The 15,149-nt window shown below is 45.7% G+C and carries 17 protein-coding genes and 1 tRNA gene; 8 read left to right on the top strand and 10 right to left on the bottom strand.

Going from position 1 to position 15,149, the window contains the following annotated elements:
* Positions 1–4 precede the first annotated feature (4 nt).
* The 6 genes from B6A14_RS01050 (at position 5) to pth (ending at position 4,951) form a co-directional block, all read left to right on the top strand.
* Positions 5–1,492 carry a lipoprotein insertase outer membrane protein LolB gene (locus B6A14_RS01050; RefSeq protein WP_087908625.1) on the top strand — a complete coding sequence of 496 codons (1,488 nt, stop codon included), beginning with the start codon at positions 5–7 and terminating at the stop codon, positions 1,490–1,492.
* The gene (ispE, locus tag B6A14_RS01055) at positions 1,485–2,360 is read left to right on the top strand and encodes a 4-(cytidine 5'-diphospho)-2-C-methyl-D-erythritol kinase (RefSeq protein ID WP_236635585.1); all 876 of its coding nucleotides are present in this window, start codon (positions 1,485–1,487) and stop codon (positions 2,358–2,360) included. Before B6A14_RS01050 ends, ispE begins: the two co-directional genes overlap by 8 nt.
* Positions 2,361–2,365: 5 nt before the next feature.
* Positions 2,366–2,442 (top strand) — tRNA-Gln (locus B6A14_RS01060).
* 54 nt (positions 2,443–2,496) lie between these two features.
* Positions 2,497–3,465: a ribose-phosphate pyrophosphokinase gene (locus B6A14_RS01065; protein ID WP_087908626.1), complete on the top strand. Its 969-nt coding sequence runs from the start codon at positions 2,497–2,499 to the stop codon at positions 3,463–3,465.
* A gap of 147 nt (positions 3,466–3,612) precedes the next feature.
* Positions 3,613–4,263 carry a 50S ribosomal protein L25/general stress protein Ctc gene (locus B6A14_RS01070; protein WP_087908627.1) on the top strand — a complete coding sequence of 217 codons (651 nt, stop codon included), beginning with the start codon at positions 3,613–3,615 and terminating at the stop codon, positions 4,261–4,263.
* 97 nt (positions 4,264–4,360) lie between these two features.
* Complete coding sequence (pth, locus tag B6A14_RS01075; RefSeq protein ID WP_087908628.1) at positions 4,361–4,951, top strand: aminoacyl-tRNA hydrolase; 591 nt, start codon at positions 4,361–4,363, stop codon at positions 4,949–4,951.
* On the opposite strand, the gene B6A14_RS01080 is transcribed toward pth, so the two are convergent.
* From B6A14_RS01080 to B6A14_RS01100, 5 genes are read right to left on the bottom strand one after another with little or no spacing between them, the layout of a single operon-like run.
* Positions 4,948–5,214 carry a YfhL family 4Fe-4S dicluster ferredoxin gene (locus tag B6A14_RS01080; RefSeq protein WP_087908629.1) on the bottom strand — a complete coding sequence of 89 codons (267 nt, stop codon included), beginning with the start codon at positions 5,212–5,214 and terminating at the stop codon, positions 4,948–4,950. The two genes, pth and B6A14_RS01080, sit on opposite strands and share 4 nt — an antisense overlap.
* Positions 5,215–5,229: 15 nt before the next feature.
* Positions 5,230–5,727 (bottom strand): pantetheine-phosphate adenylyltransferase, encoded by a 498-nt coding sequence (gene coaD / locus B6A14_RS01085; RefSeq protein ID WP_087908630.1) that lies wholly within the window; start codon positions 5,725–5,727, stop codon positions 5,230–5,232.
* Positions 5,728–5,763: 36 nt separating this feature from the next.
* The gene (gene rsmD, locus B6A14_RS01090) at positions 5,764–6,378 is read right to left on the bottom strand and encodes a 16S rRNA (guanine(966)-N(2))-methyltransferase RsmD (RefSeq protein WP_087908631.1); all 615 of its coding nucleotides are present in this window, start codon (positions 6,376–6,378) and stop codon (positions 5,764–5,766) included.
* Complete coding sequence (locus B6A14_RS01095) at positions 6,371–7,708, bottom strand: M16 family metallopeptidase (RefSeq protein WP_087908632.1); 1,338 nt, start codon at positions 7,706–7,708, stop codon at positions 6,371–6,373. Before B6A14_RS01095 ends, rsmD begins: the two co-directional genes overlap by 8 nt.
* On the bottom strand, positions 7,708–9,078 hold the full coding sequence (locus tag B6A14_RS01100; protein ID WP_087908633.1) for a M16 family metallopeptidase: 1,371 nt from the start codon (positions 9,076–9,078) through the stop codon (positions 7,708–7,710). Before B6A14_RS01100 ends, B6A14_RS01095 begins: the two co-directional genes overlap by 1 nt.
* A 63-nt stretch (positions 9,079–9,141) precedes the next feature.
* Here B6A14_RS01100 and ftsY point away from each other — a divergent pair, with 63 nt between their 5' ends.
* Positions 9,142–10,032 (top strand): signal recognition particle-docking protein FtsY, encoded by an 891-nt coding sequence (gene ftsY, locus B6A14_RS01105; protein ID WP_087908634.1) that lies wholly within the window; start codon positions 9,142–9,144, stop codon positions 10,030–10,032.
* A gap of 91 nt (positions 10,033–10,123) precedes the next feature.
* A complete protein-coding gene (gene rpoH, locus B6A14_RS01110) occupies positions 10,124–11,053 on the top strand; it encodes an RNA polymerase sigma factor RpoH (protein WP_087908635.1) in 930 nt (309 codons plus the stop codon).
* A gap of 25 nt (positions 11,054–11,078) precedes the next feature.
* Here rpoH and B6A14_RS01115 read toward each other — a convergent pair whose 3' ends face one another.
* The 5 genes from B6A14_RS01115 to B6A14_RS01135 are packed head-to-tail and all read right to left on the bottom strand — an operon-like array spanning position 11,079 to position 15,126.
* Positions 11,079–11,669, bottom strand: coding sequence for an SCO family protein (locus B6A14_RS01115; protein ID WP_087908636.1), 591 nt, complete (start codon positions 11,667–11,669; stop codon positions 11,079–11,081).
* Between the two features lies 1 nt (position 11,670).
* The gene (gene cyoE, locus B6A14_RS01120; RefSeq protein ID WP_087908637.1) at positions 11,671–12,564 is read right to left on the bottom strand and encodes a heme o synthase; all 894 of its coding nucleotides are present in this window, start codon (positions 12,562–12,564) and stop codon (positions 11,671–11,673) included.
* The gene (locus B6A14_RS01125; protein WP_087908638.1) at positions 12,561–13,688 is read right to left on the bottom strand and encodes a COX15/CtaA family protein; all 1,128 of its coding nucleotides are present in this window, start codon (positions 13,686–13,688) and stop codon (positions 12,561–12,563) included. The genes cyoE and B6A14_RS01125 overlap by 4 nt, the downstream gene beginning before the upstream one ends.
* Positions 13,688–14,344 (bottom strand): hypothetical protein, encoded by a 657-nt coding sequence (locus tag B6A14_RS01130; RefSeq protein ID WP_087908639.1) that lies wholly within the window; start codon positions 14,342–14,344, stop codon positions 13,688–13,690. Before B6A14_RS01130 ends, B6A14_RS01125 begins: the two co-directional genes overlap by 1 nt.
* A complete protein-coding gene (locus tag B6A14_RS01135; protein WP_236635589.1) occupies positions 14,341–15,126 on the bottom strand; it encodes an SURF1 family protein in 786 nt (261 codons plus the stop codon). Before B6A14_RS01135 ends, B6A14_RS01130 begins: the two co-directional genes overlap by 4 nt.
* Positions 15,127–15,149: the final 23 nt, after the last annotated feature.

Genomic DNA, 15,149 nt, shown 5'->3' on the forward strand with positions numbered 1-15,149 from the left:
GCTCATGAGCCAATTTACGCGCAAGCCCCTTTTGCAGGGCTTATTCCTTTTAGCCCTATCAAGCGGGGCAGTCTTTTCAAGCCAAGCCAGCGCACAAACCGATGGCCTAAAGACTGGAGAAGCTGTATTTGAAGTTCTTGCCTCGGAAATTGCCCTACAAAGGGGAGAAGCAGGACTTGCCTACAACACCTACCTGGAGATGGCTCGTCAATACAAAGATCCGCGCCTAGCTCAAAGAGCAATGGAAATCGCTATCGGTGGTGGCTCGCCTGATTTAGCTCTTCAGGCTGCAAAAACTTGGGATGAATTATCACCAGCCTCTGAAACCAAGCCCAAGGAAGTGCTCATCACTCTTCTTGTTTTAAACAACCGTTGGTCAGATGCTATTAAGCCAGCAATTGCTTTACTCAAACAACAAAACCCTGCGCAGCAAGAAAATACCTTGTTGCAACTGCAAGCACTTCTTGCCAAAGCTAAAGATGAGAATGAAGCCTTGCGAGCCTTCTATGAAATTGCATCCACCGTCAAAGTGCCGCCAAAGGCGCCCGGTCTTCTGTACACCTATGCCATGTCGGCAGAAAAAGTGGGGCGCATGGATATCATGGAGCAAACCTTGCGTGAGATTTTGCGCAAGTATCCCAATGATGCAAATTCTTTAAATGCACTTGGCTATTCGCTAGCTGATCGTAATGTCAAACTTCCTGAAGCATTTGCATTAATTAGCAAAGCGCATCAGATATCACCGAAAGATAGTTTTATCTTAGATAGCTTGGGATGGGTGAACTTTAGACTCGGTAAAAATGCCTTAGCCTTAGAACAATTACAGCAAGCATTCACAATGAAACCAGAGGCTGATATTGCGGCACATACTGGCGAGGTCTTGTGGGTCATGGGCCGCCGCCCAGAGGCTGAAGAAATATGGCGCCAGGGACAAAAATTGGATGCTAATAATGCCACCCTCAAAGAAACTTTAAAGCGCTTTAAGCCCGAGTGGTCTACCCCAGATCAAGCTCCTCAGGGTACATGGGATGGTCGCTTTGCTGTAAAAGTGATTGGGCTTACCGAGTCTCAAAATCAAGGTGGCTCTGGCGGTTTTACCTTAACCCAAGATGCGCTCAAAGATACCTTGGAAATTCGGAATCCAGTTGGCGGCTCCATTGCCAAGATTACGATTAACCCAGGCGAAGCAACACTAGAACGTGATGGTCAAGTAGTCACCGCGATTGATGCAGATACATTGATTCAAAACACATTAGGACTACCGCTACCTGCACGGGGTTTATCTAATTGGTTAAGAGGTGAAGTGAGACCTGGTAGTGAAGCTAGCGTCGATCGCAATGCTCAAGGTCAAGTCAACAAAATTAGTCAGGATGGCTGGGACTTGGTTTACACCTGGGGCAATAAGAAGCGTCTCGATAAACTGACAATGACCCGCAGCTCCAACATTGGGTCGATTGATATTCGTTTGGTATTCGATCACCCGAATGAGTAAAGATATTTTGGTGCTGCGCTCGCCAGCAAAGCTCAATCTTTTTTTACATATTATTGGACGTCGTTCAGATGGGTATCACCTGCTTCAATCTGTTTTTCAACTCATTGACTGGTGTGACACCATCACCCTAAAAGCTATCCCGCAAAATGAAGTACGACGTGTTAACCCAATACCCGGGGTACCACCAGAACAAGATTTAGTGGTCCGCGCTGCAAAGTTATTAAAAGAATTTTGCCAGCTTGATGGTGGCGTTGAAATCGAACTACAGAAAGAAATTCCGATGGGTGCTGGCTTAGGTGGTGGATCATCAGATGCAGCAACTACCTTGATCGGGCTCAATGCGCTCTGGAAACTGCAACTTGATAAAGAAACTTTAGCCCAGTTAGGGCTCCAGCTTGGCGCCGATGTGCCCTTTTTTATTCATGGGCAAAATGCATTTGTAGAAGGAATTGGTGAAAAAATCCGAGGACTTGAGCTAGAAAATCGTGATTTTTTGGTGATTTTTCCTAAGCAAGGCATCACCACAGCAAGCATTTTTCAAGACTCGGGTTTGACCCGAGATCATGCTCAGATTACAATTGATGGCTTTCTTGCATCGCCATGGTCGGATTTATCAAACGATTGTCAGGCAGTAGCGGTGCGGATTTGTCCTGAAGTGAAGCAAGCTTTGGATTGGATTAGCCAGGCAGTATCGGGCTCTGAGCCCCGCATGTCCGGTTCTGGAAGTAGCGTTTTTGCCGTCTTAGACCCTAAGACCAATACCGCGAAACTTGAGAATCTTTTACAAAATCTTCCAAAAGGATGGGTAGGTCGGATTGTTCGGGGCTTAAATAAGAATCCCGCTTACAATTTGATTTCTTCAGATTGACCTGTAGGGGAATCGCCAAGCTGGTTAAGGCACTGGATTTTGATTCCAGCATGCGAAGGTTCGAATCCTTCTTCCCCTGCCAAATACTGTAGAAACGATAAAGATAACCTTTTGACCCGACAAAGCCCTTGATCCTATGACTGCCTCTACCCACTCAGATTTACTGACCCTATTCACAGGCAACGCAAATCCAATTTTGGCTGAGGCTGTTGCCAAAGAACTTCATCTAACAATGGGAAAAGCCTTCGTAGGCCGCTTCTCAGATGGTGAGATTCAAGTAGAAATTCAAGAGAATGTCCGCGGTAAAAACGTTGTCGTCATTCAATCTACCTGTGCGCCAACAAACGATAGTTTGATGGAACTCATGATCATGATTGATGCTCTCAAGCGCGCATCAGCTGGTCGCATTACTGCAGTCATTCCGTACTTTGGTTATGCCCGCCAAGACCGTCGCCCACGTTCTGCACGTGTTGCAATCTCTGCGCGTATCGTCGCCAATATGCTTCAATCCGTTGCTGGTATTGAACGTGTTCTGACAATGGATTTACATGCAGACCAAATTCAAGGTTTCTTTGATATCCCAGTAGACAATATTTACGCCTCACCAGTTCTCTTGGCTGACTTAGAGGCCCAGAAGACTCAAAAAGATCTCATCATCGTCTCTCCAGATATTGGGGGCGTTGTACGCGCTCGCGCTATGGCTAAGCAACTTGGTACTGATTTAGCAATTATTGATAAACGTCGCCCTAAGGCAAACGTGTCTGAAGTCATGCATTTGATCGGTGAAGTAGAAGGCCGTCATTGTGTCATCATGGATGACATCATTGATACCGGTGGAACCCTCTGCAAAGCTGCTGAGGCTCTTAAAGAGCGTGGTGCTAAGGGTGTTACTGCCTACTGTACCCATGCAGTTCTATCTGGCGGCGCAGTAGCCCGTATCGCAGCCTCGGAACTAGATGAGCTCGTGGTTACTGACACCATTCCTTTGACCCCAGAAGCCACAAAAGTGGCCAAAATACGTCAATTAAGCGTTGCCCCCATCCTGGCTGAAACCCTTTCCCGTATTAGCAAGGGTGACTCGGTTATGTCGATGTTTGCTGAATAAACTAAAAAACAGCGTTTTACCCCGTTTTTTGGCAGTTCTGAGGCCCTTTTCAAGCGTTTATAGGCAAAAATCCTCTTTCCCACGATATAATCAAAGGCTTTTCTGTTTGGTCGCGAACGGAAATTAACCTTAATTAGGGAATTTAATATGAAAGTTGTAGCCTTTGAAAGAAGCGTACAGGGAACGGGTGCGAGCCGCCGTCTGCGCAATTCCGGAAAAACTCCGGGAATCGTTTACGGTAGTAAAGATCCAGCCGCTGTTATTGAGTTAGACCACAACGCACTGTTTCATGCGCTCCGTAAAGAAGCATTTCACTCATCCATTCTGGATTTGGAAATCGGCGGAAAAACACAAAAAGTGTTGTTGCGTGATTACCAAATGCATCCATTCAAGCCATTGGTATTGCACATTGACTTCCAGCGCGTATCAGCGACTGAGAAAGTTCACATGCGCGTTCCATTGCACTTCACTAACGCTGAAACTTCAGCAGCCGTGAAACTGCAAGGCGCTGTTATCAGCCACATCCTGAATGACTTGGAAATTTCTTGCTTACCAGCAGACTTACCAGAGTTCATTGAAGTGGATTTGAGCAAAATTGAAGTAGGTCACTCTGTTCATGCGAAAGATTTAACATTGCCAAAAGGTGTTTCCTTGGTATTGCATGTTGAACAAGAAAACCCAGTGCTTGCAAACGCACGTATCCCAGCTGTGAAAGCCGTTGAGACTGAAGAAGCTGCTCCTGCAGCCGCTGCAGCCCCAGCTGCCGCTCCTGCTGCTGATGCTAAAGATAAGGCTTAATTCATTTAAGCTGCATTCTTTGCAAAGAGAAGCCCGCGCAAGCGGGCTTTCTTTTTTCCTTTTTGTAGAAATACCAGTAAGACCTTAAACTCCCATCATGACTAAATTAATTGTTGGCCTTGGCAACCCAGGAGACGAGCATGAAGAAGATCGGCATAACGCCGGCTTCTGGTTTGTCGACGCCCTAGCAAAACAATTAAACGCTCGTTTTGAGTCTGAAAAACGCTTTCATGGGAAAGTTGCAAAGGCAAAATGGGAAGGAGAAGATCTTTTTCTACTCAAGCCCAGCACCTATATGAACCTTAGCGGCCAAGCAGTCGGTGCACTCTATCGCTTTCATAAGCTTACGCCAGTAGACATTCTGGTTGTTCAAGATGAGCTTGATCTCAAACCTGGAACTGCCCGAATTAAATTGGGTGGCGGCACTGGTGGCCACAATGGCTTAAAAGATATTCAAGCGCACCTAGGTACTCCAGATTACTGGCGTCTTCGCTTAGGCATTGGTCACCCAAGAGATGTCGCTGGCGAGGGCCGTGTCATGGATGTCGCAGATTATGTATTGCGTAGACCGCAATTAGCGGAACAAAAACTGATCGATAGCAGTATTGAAAATAGCCTGCAAATTTTGCCGCTCTTTATGAAGGGTGACACTCAAACTGCCATGCTGGAGCTGCACTCTAAGGGCTAAGCAGTATTTGCTTTTTTACTTGCAGTAATGAGCTTGTACTTTGCCATTAACTGCTCTTGAGATTCAGTGTATTGAGGATTAAATGGGATGCAGTCTACAGGGCAGACCTGACGACATTGAGGTGCATCGTAATGCCCCACACATTCCGTACATTTATCAGGATTGATCTCGTAAATCTCAAGCCCCATATAAATTGCATCATTGGGGCATTCAGGTTCGCACACATCACAGTTGATGCATTCGTCTGTAATCATTAGGGCCATGATTACTCGCTAGCCTTACTTTTTAGCCTGGCTATTGCTCGCCATCTTTTTAGCCAACCACTTTTCAACAGATGGAAATACAAACTTACTAACATCGCCGCCCATAGATGCAATTTCACGAACAAAGGTGCCAGAAATAAATTGATACTGATCGGAGGGCGTTAAGAATAAAGTCTCTACATCGGGCAATAGATAGCGGTTCATACCAGCCATCTGGAATTCATATTCAAAATCAGAAACTGCGCGTAGACCACGAACAATTACACGAGCATTGTGTTCACGAGCAAAATCTTTTAACAAGCCGTCAAAGCCAACCACTTTGACATTGGAGTAATGACTGAGAACTTCAGTGGCAATATCGAGACGCTCTTCTAAGGAAAAGAAGGGGTGCTTGCTGCGGCTAGAAGCAACGCCCACAATGAGCTCATCAAAAATACTGGATGCGCGACGCACCAAATCCTCGTGACCACGAGTAAAGGGATCAAATGTTCCTGGGTATACAGCGACAGTCATAAATCTCCTAAGGCTTTATCAGCTACAGGCAAGAGTTTAGCCCTTTCCGGCCCGAAATAGACAAGCTTTTACTTGGCCCGCCTCTAAGTATTTCCCACAATGCCAGTCTGGCAATAGGGCCTCTATCTCCTCACGGGGACGATTCGATGGAAATTCGACATAAATTCCCCCTCCGCGAGAGTCATCACAAATTCGGGCAGCCTCAACTACAGATCGATCGAATAAGCCCGAATCTTGAAAAGGGGGGTCGATAAAAATTAAATTACTTGAGTGATCTGCTTGTTGTTTTAGATACTCGAGGCTATCTCTGTGCAAAATTTCCACCTTACCAGGAACTGGTGAAGACTGTAGCAAAGAAAAATTGCTCAATAAGCTTGCATGGGCTTTTTTATCTTTTTCCAATAACACCACTGCATCAGCACCACGAGAGGCTGCTTCAAATCCCAAGGCACCTGTGCCAGCGAATAAATCGATGCAATGTAAACCCGTTAAATCTTGGCCAAGCCAATTAAATAAAGTCTCACGAATACGGTCTGTAGTAGGACGCAGGCCTGGCAAATCCAGAACTGTTAATAAACGACTTCTCCACACACCCCCAATAATGCGTACTTTTTTGGGGGGCTCTGCCTTAAGAGACTGAGGCTTATTTATTTTTTGCTCCTAACACCACAATCTTCATGCGATCCATTGCAAGATATTTTTGGAAAGCTGCCGTCACTTGCTCTAAAGTAACTGCCTCTACTTGTTTAGTCCAAATCTCCATCGTATCAAGCGGTAACTCGTTCCATGCAATAGATGACACGTTGTCTAATAATTTACGATTGTTATCGATACGCAATGGATAGCCATTCACTAAGTTGGATTTAGCAGCAAGCAGTTCAGATGGCGTTGGGCCATCAGCAATAAATTTTGCAATGGTTGAACTCATGACCTCAAGAGCCATTGCAGCTTGATCACTCTTAGTTTGCAGGCCCGCCCGGAAAATACCGGTATCTTTGCCAGGAATGAAGTAACTAGAAACGCTGTAGGCAAGTCCACGCTTCTCGCGCACCTCTGCCATTAAGCGGGATACAAATCCTCCGCCGCCCAATACGTAATTACCCACTAAAAGCGGAAAGTAATCAGGGTTACTGCGAGTGACTGCCGTCATGCCCATTGCAATGTGCGCTTGCTGAGAATCAAAAGGGATCTGAATTTCTCTTTGCGCCAAAGGCTCCACTGGTGAGCGCTGTAGTTCTGGCAACCTCGCAATCGGGGCACCAGACTGTGGAATCTTTTGCAGCAGAGTTTGCATAATTTCATCAGCCCGTGCTCGATCGACATCACCCACAATACTCACAATCATGCGATCGCTACGATAAAACTGCTTATGAAATTGGATCAAATCATTTGCGCTAACTGCCGCAACCGTTTTGACTGTCGGTGCATTTCCAAGCGGGTAATCACCATATACAGACTTTGTAAAACGGCGGTCTAAGACAAACTCAGGCTTTGTTTCTGCTTCAAGTAAATTAGTAATCGTCCTCTGCTTTTCACGCTCAAGAATTTTTACATCATAAGTAGGGGCACTCAGCATTGCCGCCGCCAATCTCACAGCTCGATCACGTAGATCTTTTCTGCTTAAGCTGCGGATACGCAAAATAGCACGCTCACCACCAACCGATAAGCCAATATTGGCTCCTAAATCAGCAATCTCATCTGCAATCTGAGCTTCACTTAAGAGGCCTTGATCACCCCGAACTCCGTAATTCATGAGACTAGCCGCCATATCCGCTAAACCACTCTTACTAGCTGGGTCATAGCGATCACCCGCGTCAATACTGACTTCAATATCGACCATCGGAAGTGTCTTGGTTTGAACTAAATAGCCTTGAGAACCCTTAAAACTATCCAGCTTCTCAATCGGCAAAATAGCATGAGCGACGCTAAGGCAACCTAAACTCAGCAGGCAAGCTGAAATACTTCTCTTGAGGGTATTCATTATTTACCCTCCTTACTGACTTCTTGAGATTTACGCGCTTGGGGATCAAGAACACCAATGGTTAATCCCTCATCAATTAAATATTTTTTGGCAACTGCCTGAACTTGCTCTGGAGTAATGGTTTGCATTTTCTCTAGCATGTAATCAATATCCCGCCATGAAAATCCGGCCATCTCGGTAGTGCCAATTTCCATTGCCTGACCAAAGATGGAATCGCGCTTATAAATTTGGTCGGACAGAATGCGTACCTTAATACGCTTGAGTTCAGACTCTAAAATTCCCTTTTGCTTCAACTCATCTAAAGCCTTGCGAATACTTGCTTGGGCCTGGTTAACAGTCTTTCCCTTTGCCACAGCAACACTAATGAGAAATAGTTCTGGTCCACGAGAAATCATGTCGTACCCAACACCAACATCGTTCACCACTTTTTCTTGTTTAACCAAGGTTCTATTTAAACGAGCATTGTCATAACCATCGAGTACAGCCGTTAGTAGCTCAAGAGCATAAGGCTCCGGATCATCAAGCTTGCCAGGCTCTAGGCGCGGTACCTTCCACGCCATAGCCAATTGGGAGCTATCGGCTGGCGCCTTCACCTGCACTTGCTTCACTCCCTTTTGCGCTGGCTCAATCTGAGGCTTACGAACTGGCAATTCATGCGCAGTAATGGCGCCGTAATACTTTTCTACGACTTTGAGAATTTGCTTAGGGTCTACATCACCGCTAATAACTACGGTTGCATTATTTGGTGAGTACCAACTGCGGTACCAATCACGCGCATCGGCAGGTTTCATATTTTGCAAATCATTCATCCAGCCGATTACTGGATGACGATAAGGCGAACTCATATAAGCAGTAGCCATGAGTGATTCGTTTAAAAGGCTACTAGGATTATCTTCGGTACGTAAACGACGCTCTTCCATCACGACCTGAATTTCTTTTAAGAACTCTGCATCATCGAAATTGAGATTAGACATTCGGTCTGCTTCAAGTCTAATCACTTCATCTAACTTCGATTTTTCAACTTGCTGAAAATAAGCTGTGTAATCGCGTGAAGTAAACGCATTCTCGCGCCCACCAACAGCCGCTACTAATTTAGAGAACTCTCCCGCCTTCACTTTATGAGTGCCCTTAAACATCATATGTTCAAGTACATGGGCCACACCGGTTTTGCCGTTGACCTCATCCATTGAGCCTGCCCGATACCAAACCATGTGGGCAACAGTAGGGGCGCGATGATCCTCTCGAACAATGAGCTTCAATCCATTGTTCAGCATGAATTCATGTGTATCGGCAGAACTACTGCTGGCAGCCCAAGATAATTGAGCAAACAGAAGAAATAAAAAGGAAATTCGGAGTAAATTAGAACGCATCTGCTAAATCACCATATCCCAAGAATTAAATTGATAAGATGCAAGGTTTAAATTGTATCGATTATGTTCGGCTTACGTAAAACTCTCGGATCCCTTTTCAAATCAAGCAAAACTGATGAGGCTTGGTTTGATACTTTAGAAGAATCACTAATTCAAAGTGATGTGGGTCTACCTACGACCCAACAATTGATGAGTAAGCTTCGTAAGGCAGCTAAATCAGAAAAAGCCTCTAGTTCTGAAGAGCTACAAGCACTAATGATTGATGAAGTCGGCGAACTACTAAAAGCATTAGAGCCCTCCCCAAATCCCCTCTTTGAATCCAAGCAGATCAATATCCCAGAGGTATGGTTGGTAGTAGGGGTAAATGGTGCTGGTAAGACAACGACTATTGGCAAACTTTGTAGGCTTTTTCAGTCTCAGGACAAATCCGTTCTCCTGGCAGCAGGAGATACCTTTAGAGCAGCCGCACGCAACCAATTGCAAGAATGGGGTAGTCGCAATCACGTGGACGTTATTACTCAAGAAGGTGGTGATGCTGCTGCCGTTGCTCATGACGCTATCCATTCAGCGATCTCTCGCAAAAGTGATATCTTGATTATTGATACCGCTGGACGTCTTGCTACTCAAGACCATCTCATGGAAGAACTCAAGAAGGTCAAACGGGTCATTGGCAAGGCTCTTCCTGGCGCGCCACACCATACTTTACTCATACTTGATGGCAATACTGGTCAGAATGGCTTAAGCCAAGTAAGAGCTTTTCATACAGCCTTAGGTCTCACTGGAATCATCGTTACCAAGCTTGATGGCACCGCTAAGGGCGGCGTTATCTGCGCCTTGGCACATACCCTCCAAGAAGGGTCAAAACCCGCCATATTGGCCCTAGGCAAAGGTGAGGGGATTGATGATTTAGCCCCATTCACAGCCAAGCAGTATTCATCAGAATTATTCAATTAAATCAGATAGTTAAAGACTCTATAAACCATTAGCACTCTCTTGACAGGAGTGCTAAAATAGAATCCTATTAACACCTCATATTTACTAAAAAATGGTTCAAAAGAAATCCGACAATCCGAATATGCAAAGACTGCCCGTCGCGCAGACTGCGGCGGCGTCTGCATTTCCGATGTTGCCCTCCCTTGGGGTTGGCACTCTTGATTCATACATTGCATACGTCAATCGCGTACCAATGCTGAGCGCTGCAGAAGAGTTACATCTTGCGCAGGAATTTCGTCGTACTGAAAATGTAGATGCCGCTAGGACTTTAGTGCTCTCCCATTTACGTTTGGTTGTATCTGTTGCTCGCCAATATCTTGGCTATGGCATTCCGCACGCTGACTTAATTCAAGAAGGCAATATTGGCTTGATGAAAGCGGTAAAGCGTTACGACCCAAATAATGGTGCACGCTTAGTGTCTTACGCAATTCACTGGATCAAAGCAGAAATTCATGAGTACATTCTCAAGAATTGGCGCTTGGTCAAAATGGCAACGACCAAAGCACAGCGTAAATTGTTTTTTAACTTACGCAGTAACAAACCAACTTTAAGCGCTCTCACTCCAAGTGAAGTGGCTGCATTAGCTAAAGCGCTTGACGTTAAGGGCTCAGACGTTAAAGAAATGGAAATGCGTCTTGCTGGTGGCGATGTTGCACTAGAAGGTGAAGACACTGATGAAGATGCAGCCTATGCGCCGATTCAATGGCTTGCTGATAACACCCAAGAGCCTACACAGCGTATTGCCAGCAATGAAGCTGATGCACTCCAGGGCCCTAAGCTAGATCAAGCCTTGATGGCCTTAGACGAGCGTAGTCGCAATATTGTGCAGTCACGTTGGTTAGCAATGGATGCCGATGGTAATGGTACAAAAACACTGCATGACCTTGCCAATGAATATAGCATCTCTGCGGAACGCGTTCGTCAAATTGAGACAGCAGCTCTCAAAAAGATGCGCGGCATGTTGCAAGCTCAAGCAGCCTAAGCTCCTTCAGCCTCCACACACTCTTTTACCTTAAAAGCTCTTTCAAGTCATGCGCCAAGGTCTCAGGACCTTGAGCATGCTTAATATATAAACGCAGGCGCCCTTCTGGATCAAACGCGTAACTACCGGCCGTGTGATCCATCGTATACGAACCAGGGCTTGTACCAGGCACCTTCTTGTAATAAATCTTAAAGTCCTTAGCAACCTTCTCTAAAGCAGCATCATCAACTGGGCGAAGGCCCAAGAAACGTGGATCAAATGCCGGTACATACTGCTTCAAAATAGCAGCAGTATCTCGTTCAGGATCAACGGTCACAAAAAGCACCTGTACCTTATCGGATTGAGGCCCCATTAGCGCCATGACTTGCTGCATTTCTGTCAAAGTGGTTGGACAGATATCGGGACACTGGGTATAGCCAAAGAACATCACTACAACCTTGCCCTTAAAGTCAGCCAGTGTTCTCACCTTACCATCGGGATCTACTAAGCTAAAGTCCTTACCAAAGGCAGTGCCGCCAGTGATATCGATATTTTTAAACTCAGGCTTTGGGCTACAAGCAGTTAATGCAATAAGCAGAGCAGCAATACAGCAGTTACGCAAAAAAGTGATGTTCATTTCAGAGGAAGTAGTGATCTATCAGCAACGCCGCAAAGAGCAAAGACAAATAGCTAATTGAAAAACGGAAAGTTTTTTTAGCCAAAGCATCGCTATAAGAAATAAACAATGCAATGGCATAGGCCAAGAAAATTAAGCCAAGAATAATGGCCGAAACGAGATATACCATGCCACTCATACCGTAGATATAAGGCAGCATGGTCGCCGCAATCAAGATCAAGGTGTACAAGAGAATATTCAGCAAGGTAAAACGCTCACCATGAGTTACTGGCAACATTGGTAAACCAGATTGCACATAGTCATCGCGACGATATAAAGCTAAGGCCCAAAAGTGCGGGGGCGTCCAGACAAAAATAATCAAGACCAAGAGCCAAGCTTCGGCAGAGAGCGTGTTGGTTACTGCAGCCCAGCCCAGTGCTGGAGGCATGGCTCCGGAGAGTCCACCAATCACAATATTTTGTGGAGTAGCTGGTTTTAATAACCAGGTGTAAATCACTGCATAGCCCACAAAAGTTGCCAAGGTCAGCCACATTGTTAATGGGTTACAAAAATTCCAAAGAATAACCATCCCGAGCGCACCCAGAATGATGGAGAAAACAATAATATGAAACGGTGTCACTTCTCCAGTAGCAGAGGGGCGCCAAGAAGTACGCTTCATCTTTGCATCGACTGCTTGCTCGATTAAACAGTTCACAGCAAACGCAGCACTTGCTAATAACCAAATTCCAACAACTCCACCAATTAGCACGGGATAGGGAACCATACCTGGGGTAGCCAGGAACATCCCAATCAAGGCACAAAAAACGGCGAGTTGAGTCACCCTGGGTTTAGTTAAAACCCAGTACTGACGCCAACGTGGCATTGCCACTGACCTAGATGTTTGAGGTGTACTCATCGCTTTGTCATCTTCTTATGAAGAGATGGGCCCCAAGATGCCCAAGAACTCATTCTGACTAAACAGAATACTAGAGCCGCGGAACCGGCAGTGTGTAATAAAGCAGCCAACAATGGCCACTGGAAGATAACGTTTGATATACCAGTGATCACTTGCAATAGAAGTAAGGCGAGCAGCAGTTTGGCAAAGCGGCTCAGACCAGATAACACTGGTGTTGCTAACTGCAAAGCTTTCAGACTCAGAACGCTCAAGACAACCAACACTGCTACGGCAAATAAGCGATGGGCCCAATGAATGGTTTGTAGCGCAATTGGAGAAATAAATTCACCTTGAGCATTAAGGCCCAATTGACGCCAAAGGGTAAAGCCTTCGCCCCAATTAGTCTCTGGCCACGCCGCCCCCAGACAAGTAGGAAAATCGGGGCAAGCCAAGACAGCGTAATTAGTGCTGACCCAAGCGCCCAAAAAGATTTGGATAGCGAGAACTACAAAAGCAATGAGTAGTAATTGAGCTGGCAAAGGACGTATACGTAGAGTATGAATTGAAGAAGCACTTTGCTCCCAAGCTTGCTGAGCATAAACAGTTAAGCAAGCCAATAAAACTAAAGCCAGCATCAGATGAATGGTCACAATGATGGGCTGTAATTTAAGCGTCACAGTCCAAGCGCCAAAAGCGCCCTGAACACATACCAAGAAGAGCAATCCTAGACTTGCCCAAAAAGGCATCTTCCCTAAAGACTTTATCTTGCTAAAGGCAGTAACAACCTGAATCAAAATTAAGGCACCCACCGTCATTGCTAAGTAACGGTGAATCATTTCGATCCAAGCCTTGATCACCGTCACAGGACCACTGGGCATAGCAGCTTCCGCTTGTTGAATTTCACCAAGAGCATGAAAGGGGTTGGAGACTCCGTAACACCCCGGCCAATCAGGACAACCAAGCCCAGAATCAGTCAAACGGGTAAACGCACCAAACACAATCAGATCAAAAGTCATGAAGACCAAAACCCAATTGAGTTTTTGAAAAAAGCTATAGCCTGGTCTTGTCCACAGATAAGCTAATGGCAGCCCTGCGAATACGATCGCAATAGCAGCCAGCTCCAAGAATAAAACAAAAGTAGACATTACAAATTTTCACCCTTGCGATTCAACTTCAAGAGTTTTTCTAAATCTTTTTTGATGCTGGTAAATTCTTTAGGAGAATTTGTCACTGGGAAATACATCATCTTGGCTGGACTTGGATCAATTAACTGAATCTGTTGTCCGGCACCTTCTTTATTGAGCCAAGCCTCAAATTCCGCCCTTAACTTGGGGTCTGTTGGGGCTGCAACAACCTTTAATCCAGCAGCCTGCTCGTCATAGGCCTTCGCAACCTCAGGGTCTACAGGCTTGCCATCAGTATTGACCCATAGCAACTGAACGCGTTTACTTTCTCTGCCCACAGCAACTCTGACCTGACGCATCAAAAATAAAGCTTCAAGACAATTTTCATCTTTGATTTGGCATTCACCAGCAGGGCGTGCAATGAGTAAAGTCCATTTGCCTTGCAGCGGCACATTGAACCACGCAGGATTTAATTCTTGTGCTGGATAGACCAAAGTTCCGAAATTGGTTTTTCCACCCTCAGGCTTAATCACGTAATACGCCAAATAAGAGGCAATCACTGGTGCAGCACATGCAAGCAATAACAAGAGCATTTGAATTCGGCCACGGCGAGTACGTGCATTGATTGCCGACGAATCCATTTGTGAAGCCGGTATTAATAACTCTCTATCACTCACCCTTGATCCCCATTCATACCCTGCCGCCGAAATTGCCGCAGGCCAGTAATCAGCCAAAATAAGAAGCCGCAAGCGGCTAAAGCAAACCACTGGAATGCATAAGCATAATGGCGATCGACTCCGGTCGTCAGAGGAGCCCACTCACGCAGTAAGCCATCATCAATACCAGTATCAATCTCCCGCAAAATATAAGGGCTTTGCACCCAGCCGCGCAGCTTGCCCTCGCCAGCTAAATCAAAATTCTGCTCAATGCGGGGCTTATCAATATCTACTGGGACTTTACTTTCACCAAGTGCATAGACCCTGCCAGGATGGGCAAACACAATACCCTCAATATTGACTACATTGGCCGGCGTTTTAACTGGTGGCAAAGACTCACGATTTTCATTGTTGCGCGGTGCCCAACCCCGATTAATCCAAAGCACCTCATCGCGCCCCTCCAATTGCATGGGCATGAGAAGATAAAAACCGGACTGTGAAGTATTGCTTCCGACAGGGGGAATCGGTCTTGGTCGGTTATCCAACCAAATGGCTGCCTGGGGAAGATATTGGCCTCGCGCAATCATGCGACGCTCACTTGCATCTTCTAAGATGAAGGGGCCTGAATTCGCACTCAAAATTGGCATCTGTTGGCGAGCTAATAAATTCGCCGCCAAACCTATCTTAGTGTCAGCCCTACTCAACTGCCAAATGCCAGCAGCACAGCCAATGGCAATGACCAGCAAGGCTGATACAGTAGCAACTATGCGCTTAGTAATGAGGGCGGTAAAAAGGTTATTCAAAAGATTTAAAAATAAGGATTTGA

It is taken from the genome of Polynucleobacter hirudinilacicola (assembly GCF_002192535.1).
Taxonomy (GTDB): domain Bacteria; phylum Pseudomonadota; class Gammaproteobacteria; order Burkholderiales; family Burkholderiaceae; genus Polynucleobacter; species Polynucleobacter hirudinilacicola.

Bases quoted from the DNA above. Each gene is read 5' to 3' on its own strand.
- B6A14_RS01050 (WP_087908625.1), top strand. From the start codon at position 5: ATGAGCCAATTTACGCGCAAGCCCCTTTTGCAGGGCTTATTCCTTTTA.
- ftsY (WP_087908634.1), top strand. From the start codon at position 9,142: ATGTTCGGCTTACGTAAAACTCTCGGATCCCTTTTCAAATCAAGCAAA.
- coaD (WP_087908630.1), bottom strand. From the start codon at position 5,727: ATGACTGTCGCTGTATACCCAGGAACATTTGATCCCTTTACTCGTGGT.
- B6A14_RS01080 (WP_087908629.1), bottom strand. From the start codon at position 5,214: ATGGCCCTAATGATTACAGACGAATGCATCAACTGTGATGTGTGCGAA.
- rpoH (WP_087908635.1), top strand. From the start codon at position 10,124: ATGGTTCAAAAGAAATCCGACAATCCGAATATGCAAAGACTGCCCGTC.
- B6A14_RS01095 (WP_087908632.1), bottom strand. From the start codon at position 7,708: ATGAATACCCTCAAGAGAAGTATTTCAGCTTGCCTGCTGAGTTTAGGT.
- B6A14_RS01070 (WP_087908627.1), top strand. From the start codon at position 3,613: ATGAAAGTTGTAGCCTTTGAAAGAAGCGTACAGGGAACGGGTGCGAGC.
- pth (WP_087908628.1), top strand. From the start codon at position 4,361: ATGACTAAATTAATTGTTGGCCTTGGCAACCCAGGAGACGAGCATGAA.
- B6A14_RS01125 (WP_087908638.1), bottom strand. From the start codon at position 13,688: ATGTCTACTTTTGTTTTATTCTTGGAGCTGGCTGCTATTGCGATCGTA.
- cyoE (WP_087908637.1), bottom strand. From the start codon at position 12,564: ATGAGTACACCTCAAACATCTAGGTCAGTGGCAATGCCACGTTGGCGT.
- B6A14_RS01115 (WP_087908636.1), bottom strand. From the start codon at position 11,669: ATGAACATCACTTTTTTGCGTAACTGCTGTATTGCTGCTCTGCTTATT.
- B6A14_RS01100 (WP_087908633.1), bottom strand. From the start codon at position 9,078: ATGCGTTCTAATTTACTCCGAATTTCCTTTTTATTTCTTCTGTTTGCT.
- B6A14_RS01065 (WP_087908626.1), top strand. From the start codon at position 2,497: ATGACTGCCTCTACCCACTCAGATTTACTGACCCTATTCACAGGCAAC.
- ispE (WP_236635585.1), top strand. From the start codon at position 1,485: ATGAGTAAAGATATTTTGGTGCTGCGCTCGCCAGCAAAGCTCAATCTT.